Source organism: Pseudomonas sp. MWU15-20650, from assembly GCF_023242475.1.
Lineage (GTDB): Bacteria > Pseudomonadota > Gammaproteobacteria > Pseudomonadales > Pseudomonadaceae > Aquipseudomonas.
In genome coordinates, this window is the sequence record NZ_JALJFG010000066.1 from 1 (window position 1) to 6,796 (window position 6,796).

Sequence of the window (6,796 nt, forward strand, 5' to 3'; positions counted from 1 at the left end):
TTTGGGGGCGCTACGCGCCCCAACGCGGGACAAGCCCGCTCGCCACAACAAGCCTGCTAGCCACGGGTTACCGGTTGCTCGTTCTAGCGCTTAACTGACTGGCATTGGGGCCACATCTGACCTGTGGTGGTTTACTGCTTGGGTTGTTTCAGGGCCGCCATGATCGCATCCGGGTTGTAATCGCGAATCAGCGTGCCATTGACGTCCACAAACGGAATCCCGCCGCCCCCGAGCGTCTCATACGCTTTGCGCGCCTGGGCATCTTTCTCGATATCCAGCGCCTGGTACGGAATGCCTTTCTGGTCCAGAAAGCGTCGGGTCTGCTTGCAGTAGCCGCACCACTCGGTGGAATAGAGCACTACGCGCGCTGAAGCGCGTACCTGCTCCGATACCACTTGTGAGGGGTTGAACAGCCGCTCGATCTTGCCCCAGTTCTGGATCACCACGACCACCAGCAACACCAACAGGACTTTCTTGAGGACCCCGCCAAGCATCAGTTACGGCGCTTGAGCTGGTCGGTCAGTTGGGTCGGCAGGCCCTTGATGATCAAGGTGCCGGCCGCTTCGTCGTATTCGATCTTGTCGCCCAGCAGGTGCGCTTCAAAGCTGATGGACAAGCCCTCGGCGCGCCCGGTGAAGCGGCGGAACTGGTTGAGCGTGCGTTTGTCGGCGGGAATTTCCGGCGACAGGCCGTAATCCTTGTTGCGGATATGGTCGTAGAACGCCTTTGGCCGATCTTCATCGATCAAGCCCGACAGTTCTTCCAGGCCCATCGGCTCGCCGAGCTTGGCCTGGCTGCTGGCGTAGTCCACCAGGGTCTTGGTTTTCTCACGGGCGGACTCGTCGGGCAGGTCTTCGCTTTCGACGAAGTCGCTGAACGCCTTGAGCAAGGTGCGGGTCTCGCCCGGGCCGTCGACGCCTTCCTGGCAGCCGATAAAGTCGCGGAAGTACTCCGAGACTTTCTTGCCATTCTTGCCCTTGATAAAGGAGATGTATTGCTTGGACTGCTTGTTGTTCTGCCACTCGGAGACGTTGATCCGCGCCGCCAGGTGCAATTGGCCCAGGTCCAGGTGGCGCGAGGGGGTCACGTCCAGCTCATCGGTGACCGCCACGCCCTCGCTGTGGTGCAGCAGGGCGATGGCCAGGTAGTCGGTCATGCCTTGTTGGTAGTGGGCAAACAACACATGGCCACCGGTGGAGAGGTTGGACTCCTCCATCAGTTTTTGCAGGTGCTCGACGGCGGTACGGCTGAAGGTGGTGAAATCCTGGCCACCCTCAAAGTACTCCTTCAACCAGCCGCTGAACGGGTGCGCGCCGGACTCGGCATGGAAGAAACCCCACGCCTTGCCTTGTTTGGCGTTGTAGCTCTCGTTGAGGTCGGCAAGCATGTTCTCGATGGCGGCCGACTCGGACAGCTCGGTGTCGCGGGCATGGAGAACTGCGGGTGTGCCGTCGGGTTTTTTGTCGATCAGGTGGACGATGCAATGACGGATCGGCATAGGCTTCTCGGCTGGTTGAAGGGGAGCGGTTGGCCTCCCCGAAAAGTCGCCCAGTGTACCGCACCCGTTGGTCAAGACGTGCTACGAAGGGTGTTTTGGAGGTCCGCTGACGGGGTATATGCCTTTTTTTCACGGTTTAGAGCGATAAAGCTGACCAAATGGGTATGTTGAGGCGGATATTTCCCCGTCTCTGTGCTAGTTTTGCCCCGTCTTACGCCAAGTCTCGGCGTTAAGCGTGCATTCAGCATTTGTCAGGTCGAACCAATCCCCGTTTCAAGCATCTATAACCCCGATCTCCGAGGTTATAGCCGGGGTGCCAGACCTAGACGGTCGGGCTCGACGGCTGACACTGCACTCTGCAATCCATATGAATTTGATAGGGAAGGAACACCACAATGGCTTTGACTAAAGACCAACTGATCGCTGATATCGCTGAAGCTATCGACGCGCCAAAAACCACCGCGCGCGCTGCTCTGGACCAACTGGGCCAGATCGTTGCTGATCAGCTGGAAAATGGCGGCGAAATCACTCTGCCAGGTATCGGCAAACTGAAAGTGACCGAGCGTCCTGCCCGTACTGGCCGTAACCCTTCGACTGGCGCTGCCATCGAAATCGCTGCCAAGAAAGTTATCAAGCTGGTTGTGGCTAAAGGCCTGACCGACGCTGTTAACAAGTAAGACGCAATAAAAAAACCGTGCTCCGGAGCGATCCGGGCACGGTTTTTTGTTGCCTGCAGTTTTACTGGGGTAAAGGGCTAGTCGCGGACCCAGCGCTGGCGCCAGATCTGCTGTTCGTTCTTGGTCTGGAAGGTCCAGGCAACGAACCGGCTTTGTTTCTGCCCTTGGGACATCTCCACCACCTGGCTTTCCAGCACGCCGGCTTTTTTAAGCGCGGTCTCGATCGCGGGCAAGTTTGACGCTTTTGACACCAGGGTGCTGAACCACAACACCTTGTGGGCAAAATGCGCACTTTCGGCGATCAGTTGCGTTACAAAGCGGGCTTCGCCGCCTTCACACCACAACTCGGCCGATTGGCCACCGAAGTTCAGTACCGGCAACTTGCGCTTGGGGTCGGCCTTGCCCAAGGCGCGCCATTTGCGTTCGCTGCCCTTGGTCGCTTCGTCCATCGACGCATGGAACGGCGGGTTGCACATGGTCAGGTCAAAGCGTTCGCCAGGCTCCAGCAGCCCCAGCAGGATCTGCTTGGGATTGGTTTGCTGGCGCAGCTGGATGACCTTGCTCAGGTCGTTGGACTGCACGATGGCCTTGGCGGCGGCGACAGCGATAGGGTCGACTTCCGAGCCCAGGAAGTTCCAGCGGTACTCCATATAGCCAATCAGCGGGTAGACGCAGTTGGCGCCCATGCCGATGTCCAGCACCTTGACGATTGAGCCGCGCGGGATCTTGCCGTCGTTGACGCTGGCCAGCAGGTCGGCGAGGAAGTGCACGTAATCGGCACGCCCCGGCACCGGCGGGCACAGGTAGTCGGCTGGGATATCCCAATGCTGGATGCCATAAAAAGCCTTCAACAGCGCCCGGTTGAACACCCGCACCGCGTCCGGGCTGGCAAAGTCGATGCTCTCTTTGCCATAGGGGTTGATGATCACGAATTGGGCCAGTTCCGGCGTGGTCTTGATCAGCGCCGGGAAGTCGTAGCGGCCTGTGTGGCGGTTGCGCGGATGCAGCGTGGCCTCTTTGCGCGGCACGACAGGTTTGGCCGTGGCGGCGGTCTTAGGCTTCTTGCGCGAAGGTTTGGGCGTAGTGGGGGCGGTCATGATGATTCTGGTGTGGGCTCAAAGTGGTAGGCATTGTCACACATCCTGAGGGCAACTCGGTCAAATGTGGGAGGGGGCTTGCTCCCGATTGCAGTGGATCAGCCAGTTCTAGGTCGCTGACACACCGCTATCGGGGCAAGCCCGCTCCCACGTTGAGGCGCCGCATGTAAAAAAAAGAGACCCGAAGGTCTCTTTTTTCACGCGAATCAAGCCTTACAGGCTGGAAATCCGTGCATGTTGCTCCGCCAGCTTGCCCAAGGCCTGTTCAGCCTCGGCCAACTTGGCGCGTTCTTTCTCGATCACTTCAGCCGGCGCCTTGTCAACGAACGCTGCGTTGGACAGTTTGCCGCCCACTCGCTGCACTTCGCCTTGCAGGCGTGCGATTTCCTTGTCGAGACGGGCCAGTTCGGCGCCCTTGTCGATCAGCCCGGCCATCGGCACCAGCACTTCCATGTCGCCCACCAACGCAGTGGCAGACAACGGTGCTTCGGCATCGGCAGCCAATACGGTGATCGACTCCAGCTTCGCCAGCTTCTTGAGCAGCGCATCGTTCTCGGTGAGACGACGCTGGTCTTCGGCACTGGCGTTCTTCACGAACACGGCCAGCGGCTTGCCTGGACCGATGTTCATCTCGGCGCGAATGTTACGCGTGCCGAGCATCAGGGTCTTGAGCCATTCGATATCGCTTTCGGCCGCCTCATCGATGCGCGCTTCGTTGGCCACTGGCCAAGGTTGCAGCATGATGGTCTTGCCTTCGATACCGGCCAGCGGCGCCAGGCGCTGCCAGATTTCTTCGGTGATGAACGGCATGAACGGGTGCGCCAGGCGCAGCGCCACTTCCAACACGCGTACCAGGGTGCGACGGGTGCCGCGCTGGCGTTCGACCGGCGCGTTTTCGTCCCACAGTACCGGCTTGGACAGTTCCAGGTACCAGTCGCAATACTGGTTCCAGATGAACTCGTACAAGGCCTGTGCGGCCAGGTCGAAGCGGAACTGGTCGAGCTGGCGGGTCACTTCGGCTTCGGTGCGTTGCAGCTGCGAGATGATCCAGCGATCCGCCAGGCTCAGCTCATAGGCTTCGCCGTTCTGGCCACAGTCTTCGCCTTTATCCAGCACGTAGCGCGCGGCGTTCCAGATCTTGTTGCAGAAGTTGCGATAGCCTTCGACGCGGCCCATGTCGAACTTGATGTCGCGACCGGTGGAGGCCAGCGAGCAGAAGGTAAAGCGCAGGGCATCGGTGCCGTAGCTGGCGATGCCGTCCGCGAACTCGTCGCGGGTCTGCTTCTCGATCTTCTTCGCCAGTTTCGGCTGCATCAGGCCCGAGGTGCGTTTCTGCACCAGGGTTTCCAGGTCGATGCCGTCGATGATGTCCAGTGGGTCCAGGACGTTGCCCTTGGACTTGGACATCTTCTGGCCCTGGCCATCACGCACCAGGCCGTGCACGTACACGGTCTTGAACGGAACCTGTGGCGTGCCATCCTCGTTCTTCACCAGGTGCATGGTGAGCATGATCATCCGGGCAACCCAGAAGAAAATGATGTCGAAGCCGGTGACCAGCACGTCGGTGGAGTGGAATTTTTTCAGGAACTCGGTCTGCTGCGGCCAGCCCAGGGTGGAGAAGGTCCACAGGCCCGAACTGAACCAGGTGTCGAGTACGTCGTTGTCCTGTTGCAGGGCGATGTCCGCACCGAGGTTGTGCTTGGCACGCACTTCAGCCTCATCGCGGCCTACATACACCTTGCCCGACTCGTCGTACCAGGCCGGAATGCGGTGGCCCCACCACAGTTGACGGCTGATGCACCAATCCTGGATGTCACGCATCCACGAGAAGTACATGTTTTCGTACTGCTTGGGCACGAACTGGATACGGCCATCTTCCACCGCAGCAATCGCGGGCTCGGCCAGCGGCTTGGTGGACACGTACCACTGGTCGGTCAGCCAAGGCTCGATGACGGTACCGGAGCGGTCGCCTTTGGGCACTTTCAGGGCGTGGTCGTCGACGCTCACCAGCAAGCCGGCAGCGTCGAAGGCGGCAACGATCTGCTTGCGCGCTTCAAAACGGTCGAGGCCGGCGTATTCGGCCGGGATCTTGCCGTCGATGCTCTCGTTCAGCGTGCCGTCGAGGTTGAACACCTGGCAGGCCGACAGTACGGCGGCGTTCTTGTCGAAGATGTTCAGCAGCGGCAGGTTGTGGCGCTTGCCGACTTCATAGTCGTTGAAATCGTGGGCCGGGGTGATCTTCACGCAGCCGGTGCCGAATTCAGGGTCGCAGTAGTCGTCCGCGATGATCGGGATGCGGCGACCCACCAGCGGCAGTTCCACGAACTTGCCGATCAGGGCCTGATAGCGCTCATCGTTCGGGTTAACCGCCACGGCGGCGTCGCCGAGCATGGTTTCCGGACGGGTGGTGGCGACGATCAGGTAAGCGTTGCCTTCAGCGGTCTTGGCACCGTCGGCCAACGGGTACTTGAGGTTCCACAGGAAGCCTTTCTCGTCGTGGTTTTCCACTTCGAGGTCGGAAATCGCCGTGTGCAACTTGGTGTCCCAGTTGACCAGGCGCTTGCCGCGGTAGATCAGGCCGTCTTCATGCAGGCGTACGAAGGCTTCCTTCACCGATTCCGACAGGCCGTCGTCCATGGTGAAGCGCTCGCGACTCCAGTCGACGGATGAACCGAGGCGACGGATCTGACGGCTGATATTGCCGCCGGACTGGTCCTTCCATTCCCAGATCTTTTCCAGGAATTTCTCGCGACCCAGGTCGTGACGGTTCTGGCCGGTGGCTTCGAGTTGGCGTTCCACCAGCATCTGGGTGGCGATACCGGCGTGGTCGGTGCCCGGTTGCCACAAGGTGTTGCGGCCCTGCATGCGGCGGAAACGGATCAACGCATCCATGATCGCATTGTTGAAGCCATGGCCCATGTGCAGGCTGCCAGTGACGTTCGGTGGCGGAATCATGATGGTGTAGGAATCACCCGCGCCTTGCGGAGCGAAATAATTCTCGGACTCCCAGGTCTCGTACCAGGAAGTTTCAATAGCGTGCGGCTGGTAGGTCTTATCCATGCGCGGCGGGACCCTAGTTGGCATTTATTCAGGAAAGCCGGCAAGTATAACGGGGGATAGGGCGCAGGGCGAGGCGAAGACAGGGCTTAAGGTGTATGCAACCAAATGTGAGAGGGGCTTGCTCCCGATAGCGGTGGGTCAGGCAATGCAAGCCTCGGCTGGCGCGCCGTCATCGGGGCATAGGTATCTACACAACTCGGGGGGGGCAGCGCTGAACCTGTGGCGAGCGGGCTTGTTGTGGCGAGCGGGCTTGCCCCGCGTTGGGGCGCGCAGCGCCCCCAAAGAAGGACGAATGCGGTGTAGCCGATACTCCGCAGAGACAGCTTTTGGGGCTGCTGCGCAACCCAACGCGGGACAAGCCCGCTCGCCACCGGGGAATATGACAGCCTTCAAAAGTTGTGTAGATACCTATGTTCCCTGATGTCCATAGGTCTCTACACAATCACCGTCGAACGCAAAATCTG

General features: G+C 59.9%; 5 protein-coding genes. 1 reads left to right on the forward strand and 4 read right to left on the reverse strand.

Features of this window, described 5'->3' with window-relative positions; all coding sequences use genetic code 11:
* Positions 1-131: 131 nt before the first annotated feature.
* Together M5B43_RS26975 and yejK are read right to left on the reverse strand one after the other, a co-directional pair.
* The gene (locus M5B43_RS26975) at positions 132-494 is read right to left on the reverse strand and encodes a glutaredoxin family protein (RefSeq protein WP_248752923.1); all 363 of its coding nucleotides are present in this window, start codon (positions 492-494) and stop codon (positions 132-134) included.
* The gene (gene yejK / locus M5B43_RS26980) at positions 494-1,498 is read right to left on the reverse strand and encodes a nucleoid-associated protein YejK (RefSeq protein WP_248752924.1); all 1,005 of its coding nucleotides are present in this window, start codon (positions 1,496-1,498) and stop codon (positions 494-496) included. The genes M5B43_RS26975 and yejK overlap by 1 nt, the downstream gene beginning before the upstream one ends.
* A gap of 395 nt (positions 1,499-1,893) precedes the next feature.
* On the opposite strand from yejK, the gene M5B43_RS26985 reads away from it, so the two are divergent.
* Positions 1,894-2,175: an HU family DNA-binding protein gene (locus tag M5B43_RS26985; RefSeq protein ID WP_005785131.1), complete on the forward strand. Its 282-nt coding sequence runs from the start codon at positions 1,894-1,896 to the stop codon at positions 2,173-2,175.
* Between the two features lie 77 nt (positions 2,176-2,252).
* Here M5B43_RS26985 and rlmF read toward each other — a convergent pair whose 3' ends face one another.
* On the reverse strand, positions 2,253-3,272 hold the full coding sequence (gene rlmF / locus M5B43_RS26990; RefSeq protein WP_248752925.1) for a 23S rRNA (adenine(1618)-N(6))-methyltransferase RlmF: 1,020 nt from the start codon (positions 3,270-3,272) through the stop codon (positions 2,253-2,255).
* A 213-nt stretch (positions 3,273-3,485) separates the two neighbouring features.
* Complete coding sequence (locus M5B43_RS26995; protein WP_248752926.1) at positions 3,486-6,332, reverse strand: valine--tRNA ligase; 2,847 nt, start codon at positions 6,330-6,332, stop codon at positions 3,486-3,488.
* Between the last annotated feature and the right edge of the window lie 464 nt (positions 6,333-6,796).